We start from the raw sequence: 22,131 nt of genomic DNA on the forward strand, positions 1-22,131 counted from the left end.
CACGAATAACTCCTCCCCCAGCGCCTCCGCCAGCAACCGGTGTCGGAACCGGCGGAGTGTGCTGTGGGCGGGCAGCGTATCCTCCAGCGACAGCCCGACAAAGCGGCGAAACGACACCCGGTCGTCCAGCGCTTCCTCCAGCCCATGGTCCGACAGCGCATGGATACGCTGCAACACCAGCGCCTTGACCATCAGCAGCGCATCAAAGGGCGGGCGACCGCCCCGCTCGGCACGCAGCGGCGACAACAGCGACCCCAGATCGGTCCAGTCCACTTCCCGCGCCAACCGCTCCAACCGGACATTGCGACCCAGACGCGGCGACACCAGCCCATCCACCAGGCAACCTTGATCCATCGCTAACACCCCCCCCCCCAGCTCGTGATAATGAATCACCCGCGCAGGTCTTTTGCAACAATCCCATCAGGGGAGGGGCTTTCTGAGCGGCGTTACGCCTGTTCGGCTTCCTTGCGGGCGCGTTCCTCGTAGAAGTTGCGGACCACGTCCCACGCCTCTTCGGCGGTTTCGACATAGGTGAAGATGCTCAGGTCGCGCTCGGACACCACGCCTTCCTCGACCAGCGCCTCGAAATTGACGACGCGTTCCCAGAAGGCGCGGCCGAACAGCAGCACCGGGATGGGCTGGATCTTGCCCGTCTGGATCAGCGTCAGCAGCTCGAACAGCTCGTCGAACGTGCCGAAGCCGCCCGGGAACGCCGCCAGCGCGCGCGCGTGCAGCAGGAAGTGCATCTTGCGCAGCGCGAAATAGTGGAACTGGAGGCTCAGCGACGGCGTGACATAGGGGTTGGGCGCCTGCTCGTGCGGCAGGACGATGTTCAGGCCGACCGACTCGGCACCGACGTCGGCTGCGCCGCGATTGGCGGCTTCCATGATCGACGGGCCACCGCCCGAACAGACGACGAACTGGCGCATCCCGCGATCGTCGCGGGGCAGGCGGCTGGTGATCTGCGCCAGCTCGCGCGCGATGTCGTAGTACTTGCTCTTGGCGACGAGGTTCTCGGCGATCTTGCGCGACTTGTCGTCATGCGCCAGCGCCAGCAGCGCCTCGGCTTTGGCGGGCTCGGGGATGCGCGCCGAGCCGTAGAAGACGAAGGTCGAGGCGATCTTGGCCTCTTCGAGCAGCAGCTGCGCCTTCAGCAGCTCCAGCTGGAAACGAACGGGGCGAAGGTCTTCGCGCAGCAGGAAGTCCATGTCCTGAAAGGCCAGCGTATAGGCGGGGCTTTCGGTCTGCGGCGTCGAGACGATCGTCTTGGCGCTCTCGGCGTCCTGGCTGGCATTGGGGAAGACGCGGTTCGGTACTTGGGTCTTATCGGTCATTTCGGATGATGTAGGGGATCGCACGCCCCCGCGCTACCGGCAAAAATGGGCGGCATCATCCTCCAGATGCAGGTGGTTGCGGTGGGCGGCATTGTAATCCGGGCTTAAAACCGTGCCGAAGCGCTTGCAGGCCGAAGCGCGGATGACCGTCCAGAACTGCCGCACCTGCGGATCGGTCGAATGCCAGTCGTTCAGCAGGGTGATCCGCCGCCCATCCTTCAGCACGAAGCCGCCGACATCGACCGCATTGGCCAGCGCATGGCCCGAACGCCGGTCGCCGATCCGGTTGGTGCCGACAATGTTGCGACAGGCATAGGTGCCCATGCCCTCGACCTTGGCCAGCGGCGAGCCCAGGATCTGCCAGGCGGCGGGCGCGACGGCGTTGCGCACCCATCCGGCAAAGGCGCGCGCATTGCCGCAGCGCATCGCGGTGACGCCGGTGACGGGCACGCCGATATCGGTCAGCTGCACCGCGCCGTAGAGGCCGCAGCCCGGCCCCAGTTCCTTGTCGGGCAGGCGGCGATAATCCACGCCCTCGCGCCGCAGATCGGCCTCGCATTGCGCGGTTTCGCGGACCGGCGGGCGATAGGGTTCGGGGCGCGAGGCCTGCTGGACGGGCCGATCGGGACGCCCGCAGGCGGAGAGGAGCGAGGCCCCCAGAATCGGAATGACGAGAAACAGGGGGACGCGAACCATATGCCCCCTTGTTCCTTGCCGTTTCGCTTTTGTCAGCCCCGATCAGTCATGCGGAGGCGTGCCTGCGATATGCTCCAATATGTCGCCCGGCTGGCAATCGAGCGCGGTGCAGATCGCGTCCAGCGTGGTGAAGCGGATGGCCCGCGCTTTGCCGGTCTTCAGGATCGACAGATTGGCGAGTGTCAGGTCGACCCGCTCGGCCAGCTCGGTCAGCGACATGCGCCGATCGAGCAGCAGCCGGTCGAGATTGATGCGGATCGCCATCAGATCGTGCCCTCGGCATCCTCACGCAGGCGCACGCCCTCGCGGAACACGTCGGCTAGGATCAATATGACCAGCGCCGCCAAAAGCGGCCCCAAATCCAAATGCGACTCTGCAGGTTGGAACAGTATCTGCGCTGCTTTTGGTAATACGAATGGCATCGCCACTTGACCAAGAGCGACCAACAGAAATGCCAGAGCGATCATCCTTAAGCGTCCGACATTCTCCCGGGCAAAGGGATTGCCAGCCACGGCGCTGCGGCAAAGGCGCAGGAGTGGAATAAGGCCCGTCGCGACTATCCCGCACAGGAGAAGGCCAACCCCGCACAAGGCCAATCGGGCTTCGGCTGTATTGGGCCAAGCGATGTTCACATGATCGGCATATCGGATATGAAGGGGAGCGTCCCATAGGGTCTGCGGGTTGAACAATGTCCAGACCATGCCTGCCGCCGCCGCCAGAGTGGCGAGAGCTAGCAGGCCGACCATGACCATAACCAAGCCGTACAGTATCGCGCTTAACCGTTTTCCGCTTCGTGTCATGTCGTCCTGTCCTCCCATATTCATGTTAACATCGATATTCGATAAACAATTACTGAAACTCGAACAATATTCATATTGAAAATCGATAAGAATGGTTTTTGGTGCCTGAGTGGCCGCCCGTCGCCTCTCGGATGCCAGCAAGATCCGGTGACAGAAGACCCGGCGGGGCATTGTGGAATTCGCGTGTGAGGCCGCTTGCCGACAGCAAAGTTGCGCCATCGCGATTGTGGTTGTCATCTTCGATCGACATCGCTAGGGCCATCGACGGGCCACGCGGTCCCAACGCCGCGCGTGCTCTCTGTGAGGAGAGTCTTAAATGACTGATACGACTGCCGCTGACGCCACTCTTGCGCCCGCGAAGCCCGCCACCAAACCGGCGCGTCCCTATTTCTCCAGCGGCCCCTGCGCCAAGCCTCCCGGTTGGGACGCGGCCAAGCTCGCGACGGACAGCCTCGGCCGTTCGCATCGCTCGAAGATTGGCAAGCAGCGGCTGCAATATTGCATCGACCTGATGCGCGAGCTGCTGAAGCTCCCCGACACTCATCGCATCGGCATCGTCCCCGGCTCCGACACCGGCGCGTTCGAGATGGCGATGTGGACCATGCTCGGCGCGCGACCCGTCACCACGCTCGCCTGGGAAAGCTTCGGCGAGGGCTGGGTGACCGACGCGGTCAAGCAGTTGAAGCTCGACCCCAATGTCCTGCGCGCCGATTACGGCCAGATCGCGGACCTGAACGCGGTCGACTGGTCGAACGACGTGCTCTTCACCTGGAACGGCACCACCTCGGGCGTGCGTGTGCCGAACGGTGACTGGATCGCCGACGACCGCGAGGGTCTGTCCTTCGCCGATGCGACCAGCGCGGTGTTCGCCTATGACCTGCCCTGGAACAAGATCGATGTCGCGACCTTCTCGTGGCAGAAGGTGCTGGGCGGCGAGGGCGCGCACGGCGTCCTGATCCTGGGCCCGCGCGCGGTCGAGCGTCTGGAGACCTACACCCCGGCCTGGCCTCTGCCCAAGGTGTTCCGCCTGGTGTCGAAGGGCAAGCTGGCCGAGGGCGTGTTCAAAGGCGAGACGATCAACACGCCCTCGATGCTGGCCGTCGAGGATGCGATCTTCGCGCTCGAATGGGGCAAGGGCCTGGGTGGCGCGGAGGCGCTCATCAAGCGCTCGGACGCCAATGCGGCGGCGTTGAACAGGATCGTCGAAGAGCGCGACTGGCTCGGCCATCTCGCCGCCGATCCGGCGATCCGCTCGACCACCAGCGTCTGCCTGACGGTCGAGGGCGCGGACGAGGCGGTCATCAAGAAGATGGCCTCGCTGCTCGAAGCGGAAGGTGCGGCCTATGACGTGGCGGGTTACCGCGACGCCCCCGCTGGCCTGCGCATCTGGTGCGGCGCCACGGTCGAGACCGCCGATATCGAGGCGCTCGGCCCCTGGCTCGACTGGGCCTACGCGACCGCCAAGGCGGCCTGATCCTTATCCCTGCCCCCGGCCAGCGGGCCGGGGACCTTCCCCATTCCACAACCCCGGCCGTGCCGGGGTGACGAGGTGAACCATGCCCAAAGTTCTCATCAGCGACAAAATGGACCCCAAGGCCGCCCAGATTTTCCGCGAACGCGGGGTCGAGGTCGACGAAATCACCGGCAAGACGCCCGAAGAGCTGAAGGCGATCATCGGCGAATATGACGGCCTGGCGATCCGCAGCTCGACCAAGGTCACCAAGGACATCCTGGAGTACGCGACCAATTTGAAGGTCGTCGGCCGCGCCGGGATCGGCGTCGATAACGTCGACATCCCCGCCGCCAGCGCCAAGGGCGTGGTGGTGATGAACACCCCGTTCGGCAACTCGATCACGACCGCGGAACACGCCATCGCGCTGATGTTCGCGCTCGCCCGCCAGCTGCCGGAGGCGGATGCCTCGACCCAGGCCGGCAAGTGGGAGAAGAACCGCTTCATGGGCGTCGAGCTGACGTCGAAGACGCTGGGCCTGATCGGCGCGGGCAATATCGGCTCGATCGTCGCCGACCGCGCGCTGGGTCTTCGCATGAAGGTCGTCGCCTTCGATCCGTTCCTGACGCCTGAGCGCGCGCTGGAGATGGGCGTGGAGAAGGTGACGCTGGACGAATTGCTCGCCCGCGCCGATTTCATCACGCTGCACACCCCGCTGACCGACCAGACCCGCAACATCCTGTCGGCCGAGAATCTGGCCAAGACCAAGAAGGGCGTGCGCATCATCAACTGCGCGCGCGGCGGGCTGATCGACGAAGAGGCGCTGAAGGCGGGGCTCGATTCGGGGCATATCGGCGGCGCGGCGCTCGACGTGTTCAAGGTCGAACCGGCCAAGGAAAGCCCGCTGTTCGGCACGCCGAACTTCATCTCGACCCCGCATCTGGGCGCGTCGACCACCGAAGCGCAGGTCAATGTCGCGATCCAGGTCGCCGAGCAGCTGGCCGATTTCCTGGTCTCGGGCGGCGTTACCAACGCGCTCAACATGCCGAGCCTGACCGCCGAGGAAGCGCCGAAGCTGAAGCCGTATATGGCGCTCGCGGAAAAGCTGGGTTCGCTGGTCGGCCAGCTGTCGCACGGCGCGGTCACCGGCATCGCGATCGAGGCGGAGGGTGCGGCCGCCGCGCTCAACCTCAAGCCGATCACGGGTGCGGTGCTGGCGGGCTTCATGCGCGTCCATTCGGACACGGTGAACATGGTCAACGCGCCGTTCCTCGCCAAGGAGCGCGGGCTCGACGTGCGCGAAGTGCGCCATGACCGTGAGGGCGATTACCACACGCTGGTCCGCGTGACGGTGACGACGGCGGACGGCGAGCGTTCGGTCGCGGGCACGCTGTTCGGCGATCAGGCGCCGCGCCTGGTCGAACTGTTCGGCATCAAGGTCGAGGCCGACCTTGCCGGGCCCATGCTGTACGTCGTCAACGAGGACGCGCCGGGCTTCATCGGACGTCTCGGCACCACGCTGGGCGAGGCGGGCGTCAACATCGGTACCTTCCACCTCGGCCGCCGCTCGGCGGGCGGCGAGGCGGTGCTGCTGCTCTCGGTCGACGAGGCGGTGGACGCAGGCCTGCTGGCCAAGGTCAAGGCGCTGCCGGGCGTGAAGACTGCGATGGGTCTGGTGTTCTGAACCTTTGAAGACAGCGATGCCCCCTCTCCGTGGGTGGAGAGGGGGCATAACCCTACGATGCCCAGAGGAAGCGCACCGAACTCATCGCGAGCGCGAAGAAGAAGGCATAGCCGAAGCGATCGAGCGCCACGAGCGGCGCGCCTTTGCGGACCTTCTTTCTGGCCAGAAACCACATGATCCCTCCCGCCGTGACGGGCGTGATGACGAGGTTGGCCATACGCAGCCACTCGTTCTGGATCATCAGCGCAGGCACGAGCAACACGCTGATCCCGCCCGCCATGCCACCCAGCAGAATATAGCCGAGCGTCTTGCGCAGCGGGCTCGCTGGCCTCGAAAGCGGCGCGCCAAGGCTCTGAAAGCCGAGCTTGACGAGGAACTCGATGACCAGCTGCAACAAAATCTCCCCTACAAATTGCAGGACGACCTCGAGCAGCACTTCCATTTGTCCATCCCCCGCCGGCTAGCTTCGGCCATCGTGCGTGGCGAAACGGCGGTCGTCCAGCGTGGATGTCGTGCTCAGGTCTTGGTGATCGCGAAACCGGTGCCGAGCGCCACCGCAGCGATGGCCAGCAGGATGAAGACGATCATCACCGCCCCGTCGCGCACCATCAGTGCCAAGCCCAAGGTCGCGATCGCCGCCATCGGCGCGGTCGTCGCGAGCGGCAGGAGTTCGAGCGGCGGCACCGTCAGCGCGAGCAGGATGCACGCCACCGCCGCGACGCGGACGAACGGCCCCTGGGTCAGCGCAGGCAGCCGTCCGTGGAACCAGCGATCCGCCCAGGCGGCGGGCTTCTTGGCCTTGTCGACGATCTTGCACACCGTCTTGCTCGCCAGCGAACGGCGGGCGACGAAGCCGGGCACCCAGAGATGATCGCGCCCCAGCGCCAGTTGCACCGCGATCAGGATGATGATCGCCGCCAAGACCGTGGGCAGCCCGGGGATCGACCCGACCGGCGAGATGTCGATCAGCGCGGGTAGGAGCAGGAACGGCCCAAACGAGCGTCCGCCGATCGCCTCGATGACATCGCCCAACTTCACCCGATCCTGCTTGTCGGCAAGATCCTTCAAAATCTTGAGAATGTCTTCGATGCTGCTGGGGGCGTCCGACATCATGAGCAAACGGCATCGCGGCGATCGGGTTCCGCCGGCCGCCATGCCGTCCGGTGCGTCGCATGGGGCGAACGAGGTTGACGCGGTGAGGCCGGACGGCCAAGCACCCCCTCGAACACCGTCCGTTTCATGGATCAGGCCCGATGACCGCGCTCCTTCCCGAAGGCTATCACGACCGTCTTCCCCCCTATGCCGATGCCGCCGCGTCGGTGGAGGCGCGGGTGCTGGAGGCGGCGCGGCTGCATGGTTATGAGCGCGCCGACCCGCCGTCGATCGAGTTTGCCGAGGCGCTGGGGTCGCGGTTGAAGGCGGGGGGGCTGCATGACGCGGTGCGCTTCGTCGATCCGGTGTCGCAGCGCACGCTCGCCATCCGGCCCGACCTGACCGCGCAGGTGGCGCGTATCGCCGCCACCCGCATGGGCCATCATCCGCGCCCGGTGCGGCTGTCCTATGCGGGCACGGTCGTCCGCCTGCGCGGCTCCGAACTCGCGCCCGCGCGTGAGTGGCGGCAGATCGGGGCGGAACTGATCGGGCTCGACTCGACGGCGGCGGCGACCGAAGTGGTGCGCGTTGCGGTCGAGGCGCTGGTCGCGGCGGGCACGACCGGCATTTCGATCGACTTCACGCTGCCCGATCTGGTCGACCTGCTCGCCGCCGGGCCGTTGCCGGTCGCGGCGGATCAGGTGGCGGCGTTGCGGGACCGGCTGGATGCCAAGGATGCGGGCGGGGTTGCGGCGATCGCACCCGACTATCTGCCGCTGGTCGAGGCGGCGGGGCCGTTTGCGACGGCGATGGAACGTCTGCGCGCCTTCGACACCCAGGGTGTCCTCGCCAGCCGTCTCGACGCGCTGGAGGCGATTGCGGCGGCGCTGGGCGAGGGGGTGTCGATGACCCTCGACCCGACCGAGCGGCATGGTTTCGAGTTCCAGAGCTGGCTGGGCTTCTCGCTGTTCGTCGCTGGCCCTCCGCGTGAGGTCGGGCGCGGCGGCACCTATACCATCTTCCACGAGGATGGTGCCGAGGAGAAGGCCACCGGCTTTTCGCTCTATGCCGACGCCATCGTCGCCACCGCCCCGCCGACCGAGCGGCGGCGGCTGTTCCTTCCTTACGGCACCGAAGCCGCGACGGGCGCCTCGCTCCGGGCGCAGGGTTGGGTGACGGTACAGGCGCTGGAGGACGGCGACACGCCCGAGGCACAGCTTTGCACCCATATCCTGTCGAACGGCGAGCCGACCGCCATCGCCGGTTGACATACGGGGCCGCGTCCCGCTAGGCGCGCCCCGCACATTATTGGAAACCCCCATCCGCCGAGTCCTGTCGAAGGGCGCATGGGGTCCGTCCGGCAGGCGGAGCATAGCATCCATGGCAAATGTAGCAGTCATCGGCGCGCAATGGGGCGACGAAGGCAAGGGCAAGATCGTCGACTGGCTGGCCGAGCGCGCCGACATGGTCGTCCGTTTCCAGGGCGGGCATAATGCCGGTCACACGCTGGTCGTCGGCGAGAATGTCTACAAGCTGTCGCTGCTCCCCTCGGGCATCGTGCGCGGCACCCCCAGCGTCATCGGCAACGGCGTCGTCCTCGACCCCTGGGCGCTGAAGGCCGAGATCGAGCGTCTGGCCGAGCAGGGCGTCCATGCCAGCCCCGAGACGCTGCGCGTCGCCGACAATTGCCCGCTGATCTTGCCGATCCACCGCGACCTGGACGGCCTGCGCGAAGATGCCAGCGGGGCGGGCAAGATCGGCACGACTCGGCGCGGCATCGGCCCGGCCTATGAGGACAAGGTCGGCCGCCGTGCGATCCGCGTGTGCGATCTGGCGCATCTGGACGATCTGGGCCCGCAGCTCGACCGCCTCTGCGCGCACCACGACGCGCTGCGCGCCGGCTTCGGCGAGCCGCCGGTCGACCGCGAGCGGCTGCTCGCCGATCTGCGCGAGATCGCCGCGTTCGTCCTGCCCTTCGCCAAGCCGGTGTGGCGCGACCTCAACGAGGCGCGGACCGGCGGCAAGCGCATCCTGTTCGAGGGTGCGCAGGGCGTGCTGCTCGACATCGATCACGGCACCTATCCCTTCGTCACCTCGTCCAACACGATCGCAGGGGCCGCAGCGGGCGGCTCGGGCCTGGGGCCGTCGGGCGTCGGCTTCGTGCTGGGCATTGCCAAGGCCTATACCACCCGCGTCGGCTCGGGGCCGTTCCCGACCGAGCTGGAGGACGAAACCGGCCAGCGTCTGGGCGAGCGCGGTCATGAATTCGGCACGGTCACGGGCCGCAAGCGTCGTTGCGGCTGGTTCGACTCGGTGCTGGTGCGCCAGTCGGCGGCGGTCGGCGGTATCACCGGCATCGCGCTGACCAAGATCGACGTGCTCGACGGGTTCGACGAGGTGAAGATCTGCGTCGGCTACAAGCTGGGCGACGAGACGCTGGATTACTACCCGACCCATGCGGCGGATCAGGCCAAGGTCGTCCCCGTCTATGAGACGATGGAAGGCTGGCAGGAATCGACGGCGGGCGCGCGCAGCTGGGCCGATCTGCCTGCGCAGGCGATCAAATATATCCGGCGGATCGAGGAATTGATCCGTTGCCCCGTGGCGCTGGTGTCGACCAGCCCGGAGCGTGAGGACACGATCCTGGTTCGCGATCCTTTCGCGGATTGATACAGGAGGCCCCGGCGGAAGTCGGGGCCTTTTCGTTTGAGCGCTTTCCCTTGGCCTTCGACTTCGCTCAGGCTGAACGGACCCTGGTACTGAACCCCGCTCAGCGTGAGTGAAGTCGAAGGCCACGCCCCGCCTTATGCAAAAGGCCCGGCCGCTCTCGCAACCGGGCCTTTCCCGTAGTGACGAACCCGAAGGGGTTACATGCCGCCGCTGCTGCCCGGCGGGGTGGTGGTGCCGCCGCTGGTCCCGGTGCCGACCTGGCCGCTGGTGGTCATGTCGCCGCCCATCGTGCCGCCATTCATCGTACCGCTGCCGGTCGTGGTTGACGAGCCCATGGCGTCAGGCGTGGTCGATGGTGTGTTGACCGTGCTGCCCGGCGTCGTCGTGCGGCTGCGGCTCTTGCTGCGCGTCGTCGAGCGGGTCGTGGTGCCCGGCGTCGTGGTCATGGTGTCAGGCTGACCCATGGTGGTCTGACCCGGCATGGTGCCGGTCTGGCCGGGCATCTGCCCCGGCATCGTCTGGCCCATGGTGCCGGTCTGCCCGGCCATCCCGCCAGTCGTGCCACCCGAAACCTGCGCGAAGCCCGCAGCGGGGATCACGAGGGCGGCCGCTGCGATCACATGCATGTAACGCATTGATTCTCTCCTGCTTTATTCTCGTGATGGTTAACGAGGCAAGAGAACGTCCGTTCCTTTAGTTAACCACATTGGCCGCGATGAAGCAACGCCTGATCGGCTAAAACCAGCGCGACCATCGCCTCGACCACCGGAACGCCGCGAATGCCGACGCAAGGGTCATGACGCCCCTTGGTGGCGATCTGTGTCTCTTCGCCGGTGCGGGTGATGGTGTCGACGGGCGTGAGGATCGAACTGGTCGGCTTGAACGCGACGCGCATCGTGACGGGCTGGCCGGTGGCGATACCCCCCGCAATGCCGCCCGCGTGATTGGCCAGGAAGCGTGGGCCGCCATTTCCGGCGCGCATCGGATCGGCATTCTGCTCGCCGGTCAGCGCGGCGGCGGCGAATCCGTCGCCGATCTCGAAACCCTTGACCGCATTGATGCTCATACAGGCCGAGGCCAGTTCGCTGTCCAGCTTGGCATAGAGCGGGGCGCCCCATCCGGCGGGCACGCCGGTCGCCTCGCAGGCGACGACCGCGCCCACCGAGGAGCCGGACTTACGCGCGCCGTCGACGATCGCTTCCCAACGCTCGGCAGCGGCGGCATCGGGGCAGAAAAAGGGATTGGCGTCGATCTGCGCATCGTCGAACGCCTCATAGTCGATCCGATCGCCGCCGATCGACTCGACCCAGGCGCGGATGCGGACCTCCGGGATCACCACACGCGCAACCGCGCCCGCGGCCACCCGCGCCGCCGTCTCGCGCGCCGAGGAGCGGCCGCCGCCGCGATAGTCGCGGAAGCCGTACTTCGCGTCATAGGCATAATCGGCATGGCCGGGGCGATAGGCCAAGGCGACATTGCCATAGTCCTTTGACCGCTGGTCGACATTCTCGATCATCAGGCTGATCGGAGTGCCGGTCGTCCGCCCCTCGAACACGCCCGACAGGATGCGGACCTGATCGGGCTCGCGTCGCTGCGTGGTGAAGCGGCTGGTGCCCGGGCGGCGCTTGTCGAGCCAAGGCTGGATGTCCTCTTCCGACAACGCGATGCCGGGCGGGCACCCGTCGACCACCGCGCCCAGTGCCGGGCCATGGCTCTCGCCCCAGGTGGTGAAGCGGAACAGGCGGCCGAAACTGTTGAAGCTCACGCAGCATCTCCGAGCCGGGCAAAGGCCGGCGCATGGGTGGCGGCCCCGCGCACGCCGCAGGGGATCAGGCCACCCTGCAGCGGCACCGCCAGGAAATATTCGCCCGTATAGGGGCTGTCGAAGCCGCTCGCGACATCGGCGGCGAAACCGAAACGGCCGTAGAAAGCGGGATCGCCCAGCGCGAAGCAGAGGACGACGCCCTCCTTCTCCAGCCGTTCGAGCCCGGCGGCGACCAAAGCCTCGCCGACACCCTGCTGCCGCCAGTCGCGCGCGACGGCGATGGGGGCGAGGGCGACCGAATTGATCGGCTTGCCGCCGATCTCCACGGCCATCCGGCTGAACGCGATCGCGCCGACAAGCGTGTCCGTCGCCTCGTCGATCGCGACCAGCATCAGCACCATGTCACCCTCGACGCACAGATCGCGGACCAGGGCGGCTTCGGCGGGGGCGGGGAAGCTGGCGACGAGCAGCGCGTCGAGCGCGGCGACGTCCTGCCCTTGGGCGGGGCGGATGGTGATGGCGGCGATAGGCTGGTCGGACATGGGTTCGTCTTTAGCGTCGCCGGGGCGCAAGGCGCGATAGATAATGTTGCATCCTCCCCGGTACGGGGAGGGGGACCACCGCGAAGCGGTGGTGGAGGGGGATCGCTGCTGGGCAAATCCCTTGAGGAAGACCCCCTCCGTCAGGCCTTCGGCCTGCCACCTCCCCGTGCCGGGGAGGATCGGGATTACGCCAGCGCGATGTCTGGCGCGTCCTCAGCCTTCATGCCGATGACATTATACCCGGCATCGACATGATGAATCTCACCCGTCACGCCCGACGACAAATCCGACAGCATGTAGAGGCCCGCGCCGCCCACATCCTCGATCGTCACGGTGCGACGCAGCGGCGCGTTCAGCTCGTTCCACTTCAGGATATAATTGAAGTCGCCGATGCCGCGCGCCGCCAGCGTCTGGATCGGGCCCGCCGAGATCGCGTTGATGCGGATATTTTCCGGCCCCAGATCGACCGCGAGATACTTCACGCTGGTCTCCAGCGCCGCCTTGGCTACGCCCATGACGTTGTAGTGCGGGATGACCTTTTCCGCGCCATAATAGGTCAGCGTCAGGATCGAGCCGCCCTCAGGCATCATCGTCCGCGCGCGCTGGGCGACCGCGACCAGCGAATAGGCCGAGATGTTCATGGTCATCAGGAAATTGTCGAGCGTGGTGTCGTAATATTTCCCACGCAACTGCGACTTGTCCGAAAAGCCGATGGCGTGAACCACGAAGTCGATCGTCGGCCACTCGGCCTTCAGATCGGCGAACAGCTTATCGAGCGACTCCATCTCGGACACGTCGCAATCGAACAGGCGCGCCACGCCCAGTTGTTCGGCCAGCGGGCGGACCCGCTTTTCCATCGCCGCGCCCTGATACGAAAAGGCGAGCTCCGCGCCCGCCTCCGAAAGCTGCTTGGCGATGCCCCAGGCCAGCGATTTGTCATTGGCCAGGCCCATGATGAGCCCCCGCTTGCCTGCCATCAATCCGTTCACGCCGTTACCGCTCCTGCCGGTTCACTTCCATCAATCGCCCTCTCTAGCCCCGTTTCCGGTGGTTCCGCCAGTGCCGCGTTCAAATGCGCACCGAAAACCAGTCCCAAGCCGATCAGATAGAAGAACAGCAGCATCACGACGACGCCCGCCAGGCTGCCATAGGTCAGGTCATAGCCGCCCAGTTTCGACAGCACCCAGGGCAGCAGCGCGGTCATGCTGACCCACCAGGCCGCCGTGAACAGAGCACCCGGCCATTTGGGGCAATCGCTCTCGCGATATTTGCCCGGCGTGACCGAATAGAAGAGCAGGTAGAGCGCCCCGAACATGACCGCGCCGGGAATGAGCCGCGACAAGCCGACCCAGCCAGCAACGTCCTGTGAGAAGGGGACAAGGCGATAGATGAACTGTTCGGCGGCGGTCAGGATACCGGCGGCCAGGAACGACAGCAGCGCGACGACGACCGAGGCGATCATGACCAGCGTCGAGGAAAGCCGCGATTTCCAGAAGGCCGCCGTCGCCTTCACGCCGTAAGCGCGGTGGAAGATGTCGCGGATCGTCTCGATGAACCCGCCGACCGTCCACAGGCCGACCAGCCCGCCCAGCCACAACAGCGATCCGGTCCGCGCGGCCAGCACGTCGGAGATGGGCTTTCGCAACAGCTCGCTGACATCGGGGGGCAGGACGTGGAGGAAGCTCTCCACCGCATGCTGAGTCTCGTTGCTCTGCCCGAACAACGACAGCAGCGCGGCGGTGGTGATGAAGAAGGGGAACAGCGTCATCAGCGCCAGATAAGCGAGGTTTCCGGCATGGATGAACCCGTCGTTGAACACACCCAGGCTGGTTCGCTTCAAGATTTCAAAAGCATAGGAGCCGGGCCGGACCTTGGCGATCTGCCGGTCCAGCCGCTGGCGGGCCTTGCCTGAATGGTGCGCGCGTTCTTCTGGAGTCAGGCCGTTCACATCGCTCATGGAACGATCAGACGCCCATGGCGGCCCTCGGGTTCCTGCCGTCGGTCCATTCCGCCGCAAACTGTTGCAATGCGGCATCATCGGCGGGGATGTCGATCATAAGCGTGATCAACTGATCGCCGCGGCCGCCATCCTTCTTATGAAAGCCCTTGCCCTTCAGGCGCAACGTCTTGCCCGAACTGGTGCCCTTGGGCACGGTCAGCATGACCGGACGCTCGACCGTCGGCGCCTTCACCTGGCCGCCCAGCACCGCCTCGGCCAGCGAGATGGGCAGGTCCAGCCGGACATCGTCGCCGTCGCGGGTGAAGAAGGCATGGGGGACGACCTCGATGGTGATGATCGCGTCGCCGGGGCCGCCGGGGCCCTGCTCGCCCTTGCCGCCGAGGCGCATCTGGGTGCCGCTCTCGACCCCGGCGGGCAGTTTCAGGTCGATCGTCTTGCCATCGGCCAAAGTGATCCGCTGCGGGCTGAGCGTGGCGGCGTCGACAAAGGGAACGCGCAGGGCATAGGCGCTGTTCGCACCCTTGGCGGCCGAACGGCCGCGTCCGCCGAACCCGCCAAAGCCGCCCGAGAAACCGCCGCGCCCGGCGCCGCTGAACATCCCCTCGAAGATATCCGACATGTCGGCGCCCTCGCCGCCGAAGTCGAATTGCTGGCGAAAGCCGCCCCCGGCTCCACCAGCGCCAGGGCGCGGACCGCCGCCGAACCCGCCGGGGCCGCCGCCATAGCCGAAGGGCGAGGTGGGGTTGCCGTCGCCGTCGATCTCGCCCCGGTCGAACCGGGCGCGCTTGTCCTTGTCGTTCAGCAGGTCATAGGCGTTGGTGACCTGGCTGAACTTCTCGGCCGCTTTGGGATTGTCCTTGTTGCGGTCGGGATGCAGTTCCTTCGCCAGCTTGCGATAGGCTTTCTTGATATCGGCTTCGCTGGCCATGCGGCTCACGCCCAGCGTCTGATATGGATCGGCCACTCTGTTCCCCGTTGGCAGTGTATTGCCTTCTCATGTGGGGGAGTCCGTGGCGGAGCGCAATCCGTTCCCCATGCGTTGAGGGCGCGAAGGAGACGGATCATGACGGAACCGATGCAGGCCGTTGGCAAGGACGGCAAGAAGGGCGCACCGGACGGCGTATCGGATGCGCCGGGCAAGCATGGCGGCGAAAGCCAGGGCGGCGGTTACGAAAGCGTGCCCGAGCGCGAGGGCGATTTCCATGGCGGCCAGAGCGGGGCGGCCTATCACGGCAAGGGCGGGCATCCGGACCCGGACAAGGACAATCCCAATGCGGTGACGGAAGAGGGCTAACCCTCCGTTTGGCCTGGGCGAAGTCGAAGGCCACGGGAAAGCGCTCGTGGTAAAGCGGAGGGGCGTGCACTTCGACTTCGCTCAGTGCGAACGGAGCGGAGAGGCTCTACCCTGCCACCATTTCCTCCAGCGGCGCGACGTCGACGCTGACGTCCATCTTCTGCGCGCCAGAGCCCAGTACGACGCCATCGACCGGTGCGATCTCGGCATAGTCGCGGCCGACCGCGACGATGATGTGGTCGCCCGCCATCCAGATGCCGTTGGTCGGATCGACCCCGACCCAGCCGGCTTGCGGCCCGCCCCAGATCAGCACCCAGGCATGGGTCGCGTCGGCACCGACCAGCCGTGCCTGGCCCGGCGGCGGCAGGGTGCGGATATAGCCCGAGGCATAGGCCGCCGGGATACCCGCCGCGCGCAGGCCCGTGATCATGATCTGGGCAAAGTCCTGGCAGACGCCGCGCCGCTGGCGGAACGCTTCGGCCGGGGGCGTGTCGACCAGAGTGGCGGCGGGGTCGAAGGCGAATTCGCGCTGGATGCGGCCCGCCAGCGCGAACCCCGCCTCCAGCGCGCCGCGTTCCGGTGACAGGTCGGCCGCGCACCATTCGGCGATGGCGGGGTCGAGCGGGATTAGGGGTGAGGGGAAGATGTAATTGGCCGGGCTCGCCGCCGACAGGTCGCGGCTGCTTCGGGCGAGCGCAGAGACTTCGGCCAGCGTCGGATCATTGGGGGACGGCATCGGCACCGGGCGGTCGACGGTCATGCGCGCGCGGCTCTCGATCGTCAGGCTGCGCACCGGGCGGTCGACCACCAGCCGCGTGACATGCGCCAGCCCCGCCTCGGCATGGGCGGCGCGGGTGCGGCCGACCGGCTCGACGATCAGGTCGTAAGACTCCAGCGTCTGGCCGGGCCAGTCAATCGGCTTCAGCCGCAGATTGCACCGCGCATATTTGACCTGCGCGCCGTAATCGAAGCGGGTGATGTGGCGAATGTCGTAGATCATGCGAGCGTGAGGCCTCCGGCGCGGAGAGGCTCGGCCCCTTGCAGGAAGTATCGCCGCGCGATCGCCTCGGACAGCAGACCCAGCCGCCGCTCGATATCGCCCAGCGTATCGGCATCGAGCGTGCGGGCATCCGCTATTTCCAGCGCGGCGCGGATGGCGATGGCCTGGGCCTGTTGCGGCTCGGCCATATCGTCATCGGACAGGACGGGCAGGCGCGACAGGCAGTCGGCGATGCGCGCGGTCTGATACGCCAGCGCGCGCGGATTGTTGGGATCGAGCGCGACGAGGTCGACCACCGCGACGCGGGCCAGGCCGGTCGGATAACGCTGGCGATAGCTGATCTGGCTGTTGGCGAGGTCGAGCAGGGTCGACAGGTCGTCCGCGGACGCGCCCGCCATGCCGAACAGCCGCGTCGCCCGCGCCACCGCCACCGCGCGCTCCACCCGGCGACCAAGATCGTGGAAGCGCCACGCCGTGGTGCGCACCATATGCTCGGCCGACAGTCCCGCGATCGCGGCATAGCGGCGTTGCAGCGACCCCGCCCGGTCGAGCATCCCGGCATGGCTGGGGAAGGGGGCCTCCAGCAGCCGCACCATGTCGGCGGACAGCCGGTCACGCGATCCTTCGCTGATCCCGCGCGCCAGCCGGTTGATGCGGGCGACCGAATGAAAGCCCTCATCCTCCATCGCGGTGCGGGCGAACTGGGTCAGGGCGGCGCGGTGCAGGCTGTCGGGATGCGGGGCCGCGCCCCCGCCGGTGATGAGGCCGACCAGCCGCCCGACCGTGCGCGGGTCCAGCGCCGCGCCGCCATCGACGTCGATGGAATTGCCCAGCATCACCCGGATCGCCGCGAGCAGCGCCTCGCCCCGCTCCAGATAGCGGCCCAGCCAGTAGAAATTGTCCGCGACCCGACTGGGCAGCGTCCCTGGATTGCGCCGGACGTGCAGCGAATCCGGGTCGGCGAGCAGTGACATGGGCGTCACCGGCTCCGGCCCATGGACGCAGACATCGGCGGACCACAGCCCTTCGCCGATCATCGCGGCGGTCGCCTCCGGATGGTCGCCGATGCGGCCGAAGCCGCCGGGCATGACCGTCCATCGACCCTCGCCGTCGCGCGCGGCGAAGACGCGCAAGGTAAAGGGACGCGGCTCCAGCCGGTCGCCGATGACGACGGGCATGGTGGACAGGCGCACCATCTCCTGCCCGACATAATCCTGCGGCCGTTTCGCCATGTCGGTCAGCAGCATCCCCCGCTCCTCGGCCGACAGGCTTGCGCCCGTTCGCGCGCCACTCGGCAGGCCCAGCGGGCGGGGTCCGAAGGCGGGGGCGATCAGCAGCCGGTCGAGATGCTCGGCGACATGCGCGGCCTGGCGCGGCCCACCGCACCACCAGGTCGCGATATTGGGCAGCATCAGCGGCCCACCCGCCAGAGCCTGTGCCAGCGCGGGCAGGAAGGCGGAGACGGCCGGGCTCTCCAGCACGCCCGCGCCCGGGGCGTTGGCAATGACCACCTGCCCCTCGACATAGGCGTCGATCAGGCCGGGCACACCGATCTGCGAATGGCTGTCGAACGCCAGCGGGTCGAGCATCCGGGGATCGAGCCGCCGCCACAGCGCATCGATCCGCTTCAGCCCCGCGACGGTGCGGACATAGACCTGTCCCTCGATCGCCGCGAGGTCCGCGCCCTCGACCAGCAACAGGCCGAGATAGCGCGCCAGATGCGCCTGTTCGGGGTAGCTGGGGTTGAAACGACCCGGCGTCAGCAGTCCGATGCGCGGATCGGCGCGTCGGCACTGGGCGGCGAGACCGGCGCGAAAGGCGGCGAAGAAGGGCGCGTGCCGCTGCACGTTCAGGCGGTTCTGCAGGCCGCCCAGCGTCCGGCTGACCGCCAGCCGGTTCTCCAGCGCATAGCCCGCGCCCGCCGGGTTGCGCAGGTGATCGGCCAGCACCCGCCACTCGCCATCCGGCCCACGCGCCAGGTCGAAGGCGACGAAGCTCAGATGATGGCCGCCGGGCGGGCGCACCCCGACCATCGGGCGCAGGAAATAGGGGCTGCCGGTCGCCAGCGCGGCGGGGATGAGCCCTTCCGCCACCAGCCGTCCGGGGCCGTAGAGATCGGCGAGGATCGTCTCCAGCAGCGCGGCCCGCTGGATCACCCCCGCCTCGATCCCCGCCCATTCGGCGGTGTCGATCAGCAGGGGGACGGGGGAGACGGGCCAGGGCCGCTCGTCGGTTTCGCCGATGATGCGAAAGCCGGTGCCGATGTCGGCGGCGTGGCGCTGCACCCGTTCGCGCGCATGGGCCAGGTTGCTGGCGACGGCGGCCAGTTCCTCCAGCATGGCGGGCCAGGCCGGGTCATGCGATCCCGCCAGCACGTCCGCACCGGGGGCGGCCGCGCGATAGGCGTCGATCCAGGCGGCGGCCTGCGCGGGGCTGTCCTCGGAAGGGTCCATCGGCGGGGAAAATCGCCGGATCGGCCCCAGGTTGCAACAGGCGATTAGAGATCGGGCAGGATTTGATCCGCCACACCCCAGCCGCGCAAGGCCGCGCCACCCGCGCGCGTCGCCAGTTCCTCGGCATCGCGGATCGTCCAGCGCGCCGCCGTATCGATGCCGTCCAGCTCGCGCCACGCCACCGGGGCCGCGACCGGCGCGCCCGATCTGGCCCGCGCCGAATAGGGCATGACGGCGGTCGCGCCGCGCTGGTTGCGCAGCCAGTCGATGAAGATGCGGCCCTTGCGCCTGGCCTTGGTCGCCACCGCGACGAAGCGGTCGGGATCGCTCTTTGCCAGCGCCTTGGCGAAGCGTTCGGCAAAGTCCGATAGGGCGGGCCACTGCGCGTCCGGGGTCAGCGGCACGACGACATGCACGCCCTTGCCCCCCGACAGCATCGCGAAACTGGTCAGCCCCAGTTCGGCCAACTGGTCGTGGATATGGACGGCGGCGCGTTTCACCTCGTCGAAGGTCACGGACGGGTCGGGGTCGAGGTCGAAGATCATCCGGTCGGGCTGTTCCAGCGTGGCGATGGACGAACCCCAGCCGTGAAACTCGATCGAGCCCATCTGGATACAGGCACGCAAGCCTTGCGCATCTTCGACATAGAGATAGGGTTCGGTGCCACCGTCCTTTTCGCGGATCGGCACCGAATGGACATGCGGCCCGAAACTGCCCGCGTCATGTTTCTGGAAGAAACACGCCCGCGCCCGTCCCTGTGGACAGCGGACCAGGCTGACCGGTCGGTGTGCGACCCAGGGCAGCATCAACGGAGCGACCGCCGCGACATAATCGGCCAGATCGCCCTTGGTCAGTTCGCTGTCCGGGAAGATCACCCGCTCGGGATGGGTGATGGCGATGTCGCTGTCCTTCGCCGAGGGGGCGGGCGCGGGACGCTCCTCGACCACCTGATCGGCGGGCTTGTCCTCGCGCAGGCCGATAAAGCTGGGGTGGCGGAGCAGGCCGTCGGGCGTCGTCTCGGTAAAGGCGATCTCGGCGACCAGATCGGGCCGCACCCAATGCGCGCCCCGCACCATCGCGCGGGGGGCTTCGACGGGGGCGGTCTTGCGGGCGCGGGTGTCGAGCAGCTTGCGCAGTTCGGCCATGCGCGCCTCGGTAAAGCCGGTGCCGACCTTGCCGACATAGGTGAGCCTGCCGTCGCGATTCACGCCGAGCAGCAGCGATTTGAATCCCCGCCGCGCCTTGTCCGACGGCAGCCAGCCGACGATCACGAATTCCTGACGCTTCAGGCATTTGATCTTCAGCCAGTCGCGGCTGCGCGCACCGGGATAACGGCTGTCGGCGCGTTTGGAGACGACGCCCTCCAGCCCCTCGGCGCAGAGCGTGTCGAACAGCGCCTCGCCCGAGCCGGTGACATGCTCGGCGAACTGGATCGTCTCACCACCCTTGGGAACGATACCGCGCAGCCGTTCCTTGCGCTGGACCAGCGGCAGGGCGGTCACGTCCTCGCCGTCGAGCGACAGCAGGTCGAAGGCGAATAGGCTCATCGGTTTGGTCGTGCCGATTGCATCCTTCAGCGTCGAGAAGTCGGGCCGCCCGTCCTTGAACGCAACGATTTCTCCGTCGATCAGCGCGCTGGTGACGGGCAGGTCGGCGGCGGCCGCGACGATGCCGGGGAATTTCTCGCTCCAGTCCAGCCCGCTGCGGGTGAAGACCCGCGCCGCGCCCCCGCCGATCGCGATCAGCGCGCGGTAACCGTCATATTTGATCTCGTGTAGCCAGCCATTCCCGGCCGGAACCTGATCGACCAGAGTGCATAGCGCGGGGGCTCGAAATTCCGGCATGGTGCCCGCCATCGCCTTGGTCTTCGGCTTGCGGGAAGCGGTTTTCGGCCCTTTGACGGGCGTCTTCTTGGCCTGTTTCCCTTCGGCGATCTGCGCCATGGTCCGCCCGGTCGACACGCTGGTCAGCGCCTGATCGGTCAGCGTATCGGTGCCCCCTTCATGGGCATCGGCGACCTTGCGCAGCAGCCAGTTCTCGCGCTTTTCCTTGCCGCGAGGCTTCATGCGGACGAGCAGCCATTCGCCCTTCATCCGCTCGCCATCGAGGATGAAGTGGAGATGCCCGTCCTCCAGATCCTTCGCGCTCTTGCCCGCCACCGGCGACCAGGTGCCGCGATCCCACAGCATCACCGTGCCGCCGCCATATTCGCCCGCCGGGATGGTCCCCTCGAAGGTCGCATAGGAGAGCGGATGATCCTCGGTGCGTACCGCCAGCCGCTTTTCGTCGGGGTCCAGGCTCGGCCCGCGCGTGACCGCCCAGCTCTTCAGCACCCCGTCCACCTCCAGCCGGAAGTCCCAGTGGAGCCGGGTCGCGTCATGCTTCTGCACGATGAAGCTGTTGCCCTTGCCCGGCGCCAGCGTCCCCGCCGGTTCGGCGGTGCGGGTGAAGTCGCGCTTGGCGTTATAGCGTTCGAGCGGATCAGCCATGTTTGCGCGCCGGGGCCTTGCGGGTGGTCTTTTTCGCAGGGGCTTTCCGGGGCGCCTTGGCCGGGGCCTTGCGCGAACGGCTGCGCGTCTCACCCGTCTCCATCGACTGTTTGAGTGCCGCCATCAGGTCAGCGACATTGCCGCCCGACTTGGCCGGCGCGTCATCCTCGTCCTCGATGACCTTCTTGCCCTTCGCCTTGCGCTTGCGGTCGATCAGGCGATGGAGCGCCTCGACATAATGGTCATGGAACTGCTTGGGGTCGAAGGGACCGGATTTCTTCTCGATCAGCGCTTGGGCAAGGTCGAGCAGCTCGGCGTCGGGCTTGGCATCGCCGATATCGCTGAAATAGGCCTGCGCCTTGTTCACCTCATCGGCGTAGCGCAGCGTCTCCAGGATCAGCCCGCGCCCGCACGGTCGGAGCGAAACGATATATTCGCGGCCCCTAAGCGCCAGTTGCCCCAGCCCGACCTTGCCCGTCCGCTTCAACGCCTCGCGCAGCACGATGAAGGCTTCCTCGGCCAGATCGTCGGCGGGCACGACGAAATAGGGGCGCTCATAATAAAGGACGTTGATTTCGCCCGCATCGACGAAGCGGGTCAGCTCGAGCGTCTTTTTCGACTCCAGCTTCACCGCGTCGATCTCGTCCTGGTCGAGCAGGACGTAATCGCCTTTGGCGACCTGATAGCCCTTCACGATCTCGTCGGTGTCGACCGGGCCGATATCGTTCACGACCTTTTCGTAATGGATCGGCTTGCCGCTGGGTTCGTGGATCTGCTTGAACTGGATGGTCGCGCCGCTTTTGGTGGCCGCATAGATTTCGACCGGGATCGACACGAGCGCGAGGCGTATCTGGCCCTGCCAGTAAGCGCGTGCGGGCATGGGGAAATCTCCGTTGCGTAAC

22 protein-coding genes are annotated in these 22,131 nt (G+C 67.0%); 5 read left to right on the forward strand and 17 right to left on the reverse strand.

The features are described 5' to 3' along the window. From NS355_RS05915 to NS355_RS18620, 5 genes are all read right to left on the reverse strand, one after another. Positions 1–354, reverse strand: a 354-nt coding sequence (locus tag NS355_RS05915) for a transposase (RefSeq protein ID WP_167345408.1), incomplete at its 3' end; no start/stop codon positions are given. 92 nt (positions 355–446) lie between these two features. After that, positions 447–1,334 carry a TIGR00730 family Rossman fold protein gene (locus NS355_RS05920; RefSeq protein ID WP_058744862.1) on the reverse strand — a complete coding sequence of 296 codons (888 nt, stop codon included), beginning with the start codon at positions 1,332–1,334 and terminating at the stop codon, positions 447–449. 33 nt (positions 1,335–1,367) lie between these two features. Beyond that, positions 1,368–2,030 (reverse strand): extensin family protein, encoded by a 663-nt coding sequence (locus NS355_RS05925; protein ID WP_058744863.1) that lies wholly within the window; start codon positions 2,028–2,030, stop codon positions 1,368–1,370. A gap of 42 nt (positions 2,031–2,072) precedes the next feature. Next, complete coding sequence (locus tag NS355_RS05930; RefSeq protein ID WP_058744864.1) at positions 2,073–2,294, reverse strand: helix-turn-helix domain-containing protein; 222 nt, start codon at positions 2,292–2,294, stop codon at positions 2,073–2,075. Then, on the reverse strand, positions 2,294–2,971 hold the full coding sequence (locus NS355_RS18620) for a DUF2975 domain-containing protein (protein WP_167345409.1): 678 nt from the start codon (positions 2,969–2,971) through the stop codon (positions 2,294–2,296). Before NS355_RS18620 ends, NS355_RS05930 begins: the two co-directional genes overlap by 1 nt. A 175-nt stretch (positions 2,972–3,146) precedes the next feature. Between NS355_RS18620 and NS355_RS05940 the strand changes: the two genes are divergently transcribed. Together NS355_RS05940 and serA are read left to right on the forward strand one after the other, a co-directional pair. Further along, the gene (locus tag NS355_RS05940; protein ID WP_058744866.1) at positions 3,147–4,304 is read left to right on the forward strand and encodes a phosphoserine transaminase; all 1,158 of its coding nucleotides are present in this window, start codon (positions 3,147–3,149) and stop codon (positions 4,302–4,304) included. 82 nt (positions 4,305–4,386) lie between these two features. Beyond that, positions 4,387–5,964, forward strand: coding sequence for a phosphoglycerate dehydrogenase (gene serA, locus NS355_RS05945; RefSeq protein WP_058744867.1), 1,578 nt, complete (start codon positions 4,387–4,389; stop codon positions 5,962–5,964). Between the two features lie 52 nt (positions 5,965–6,016). Here serA and NS355_RS05950 read toward each other — a convergent pair whose 3' ends face one another. Both NS355_RS05950 and NS355_RS05955 read right to left on the reverse strand, forming a co-directional pair. Continuing rightward, on the reverse strand, positions 6,017–6,406 hold the full coding sequence (locus NS355_RS05950) for a hypothetical protein (RefSeq protein WP_058744868.1): 390 nt from the start codon (positions 6,404–6,406) through the stop codon (positions 6,017–6,019). A 74-nt stretch (positions 6,407–6,480) separates the two neighbouring features. Continuing rightward, positions 6,481–7,077, reverse strand: a complete 597-nt coding sequence (locus tag NS355_RS05955) for an exopolysaccharide biosynthesis protein (RefSeq protein ID WP_244489576.1) — start codon at positions 7,075–7,077, stop codon at positions 6,481–6,483. A 140-nt stretch (positions 7,078–7,217) separates the two neighbouring features. On the opposite strand from NS355_RS05955, the gene NS355_RS05960 reads away from it, so the two are divergent. Next, a complete protein-coding gene (locus tag NS355_RS05960) occupies positions 7,218–8,324 on the forward strand; it encodes an ATP phosphoribosyltransferase regulatory subunit (protein ID WP_058744869.1) in 1,107 nt (368 codons plus the stop codon). A 112-nt stretch (positions 8,325–8,436) separates the two neighbouring features. Beyond that, the gene (locus NS355_RS05965) at positions 8,437–9,726 is read left to right on the forward strand and encodes an adenylosuccinate synthase (protein WP_058744870.1); all 1,290 of its coding nucleotides are present in this window, start codon (positions 8,437–8,439) and stop codon (positions 9,724–9,726) included. Between the two features lie 197 nt (positions 9,727–9,923). Here the strand turns inward: NS355_RS05965 and NS355_RS05970 are convergent, their stop codons facing one another. The 6 genes from NS355_RS05970 to NS355_RS05995 form a co-directional block, all read right to left on the reverse strand. Then, positions 9,924–10,361 carry a hypothetical protein gene (locus tag NS355_RS05970; RefSeq protein WP_058744871.1) on the reverse strand — a complete coding sequence of 146 codons (438 nt, stop codon included), beginning with the start codon at positions 10,359–10,361 and terminating at the stop codon, positions 9,924–9,926. Between the two features lie 62 nt (positions 10,362–10,423). Beyond that, on the reverse strand, positions 10,424–11,491 hold the full coding sequence (gene aroC, locus NS355_RS05975; RefSeq protein ID WP_058744872.1) for a chorismate synthase: 1,068 nt from the start codon (positions 11,489–11,491) through the stop codon (positions 10,424–10,426). Further along, a complete protein-coding gene (locus NS355_RS05980; protein ID WP_058744873.1) occupies positions 11,488–12,033 on the reverse strand; it encodes a GNAT family N-acetyltransferase in 546 nt (181 codons plus the stop codon). The genes aroC and NS355_RS05980 overlap by 4 nt, the downstream gene beginning before the upstream one ends. 185 nt (positions 12,034–12,218) lie before the next feature. Continuing rightward, a complete protein-coding gene (gene fabI / locus NS355_RS05985) occupies positions 12,219–13,010 on the reverse strand; it encodes an enoyl-ACP reductase FabI (protein WP_058744888.1) in 792 nt (263 codons plus the stop codon). Positions 13,011–13,018: 8 nt separating this feature from the next. Continuing rightward, positions 13,019–13,990, reverse strand: coding sequence for a YihY/virulence factor BrkB family protein (locus tag NS355_RS05990; protein WP_058744874.1), 972 nt, complete (start codon positions 13,988–13,990; stop codon positions 13,019–13,021). Positions 13,991–13,997: 7 nt separating this feature from the next. Continuing rightward, a complete protein-coding gene (locus NS355_RS05995) occupies positions 13,998–14,957 on the reverse strand; it encodes a DnaJ C-terminal domain-containing protein (protein WP_058744875.1) in 960 nt (319 codons plus the stop codon). Positions 14,958–15,056: 99 nt separating this feature from the next. Between NS355_RS05995 and NS355_RS06000 the strand changes: the two genes are divergently transcribed. Beyond that, a complete protein-coding gene (locus NS355_RS06000; RefSeq protein ID WP_058744876.1) occupies positions 15,057–15,287 on the forward strand; it encodes a hypothetical protein in 231 nt (76 codons plus the stop codon). Positions 15,288–15,393: 106 nt separating this feature from the next. On the opposite strand, the gene NS355_RS06005 is transcribed toward NS355_RS06000, so the two are convergent. Genes NS355_RS06005 through NS355_RS06020 form a run of 4 tightly spaced genes read right to left on the reverse strand, consistent with a single transcriptional unit; the run spans position 15,394 to position 22,109 of the window. After that, on the reverse strand, positions 15,394–16,287 hold the full coding sequence (locus NS355_RS06005) for a transglutaminase family protein (RefSeq protein WP_058744877.1): 894 nt from the start codon (positions 16,285–16,287) through the stop codon (positions 15,394–15,396). Further along, the gene (locus NS355_RS06010; RefSeq protein ID WP_058744878.1) at positions 16,284–18,740 is read right to left on the reverse strand and encodes a circularly permuted type 2 ATP-grasp protein; all 2,457 of its coding nucleotides are present in this window, start codon (positions 18,738–18,740) and stop codon (positions 16,284–16,286) included. Before NS355_RS06010 ends, NS355_RS06005 begins: the two co-directional genes overlap by 4 nt. A 44-nt stretch (positions 18,741–18,784) precedes the next feature. Further along, entirely contained in the window at positions 18,785–21,229 is a 2,445-nt protein-coding gene (gene ligD, locus NS355_RS06015) for a DNA ligase D (RefSeq protein WP_058744879.1), read from the reverse strand. Next, positions 21,222–22,109: a Ku protein gene (locus NS355_RS06020; RefSeq protein WP_058744880.1), complete on the reverse strand. Its 888-nt coding sequence runs from the start codon at positions 22,107–22,109 to the stop codon at positions 21,222–21,224. Before NS355_RS06020 ends, ligD begins: the two co-directional genes overlap by 8 nt. Between the last annotated feature and the right edge of the window lie 22 nt (positions 22,110–22,131).

Source organism: Sphingomonas yabuuchiae, from assembly GCF_001477495.1.
Classification (GTDB): domain Bacteria; phylum Pseudomonadota; class Alphaproteobacteria; order Sphingomonadales; family Sphingomonadaceae; genus Sphingomonas; species Sphingomonas yabuuchiae_A.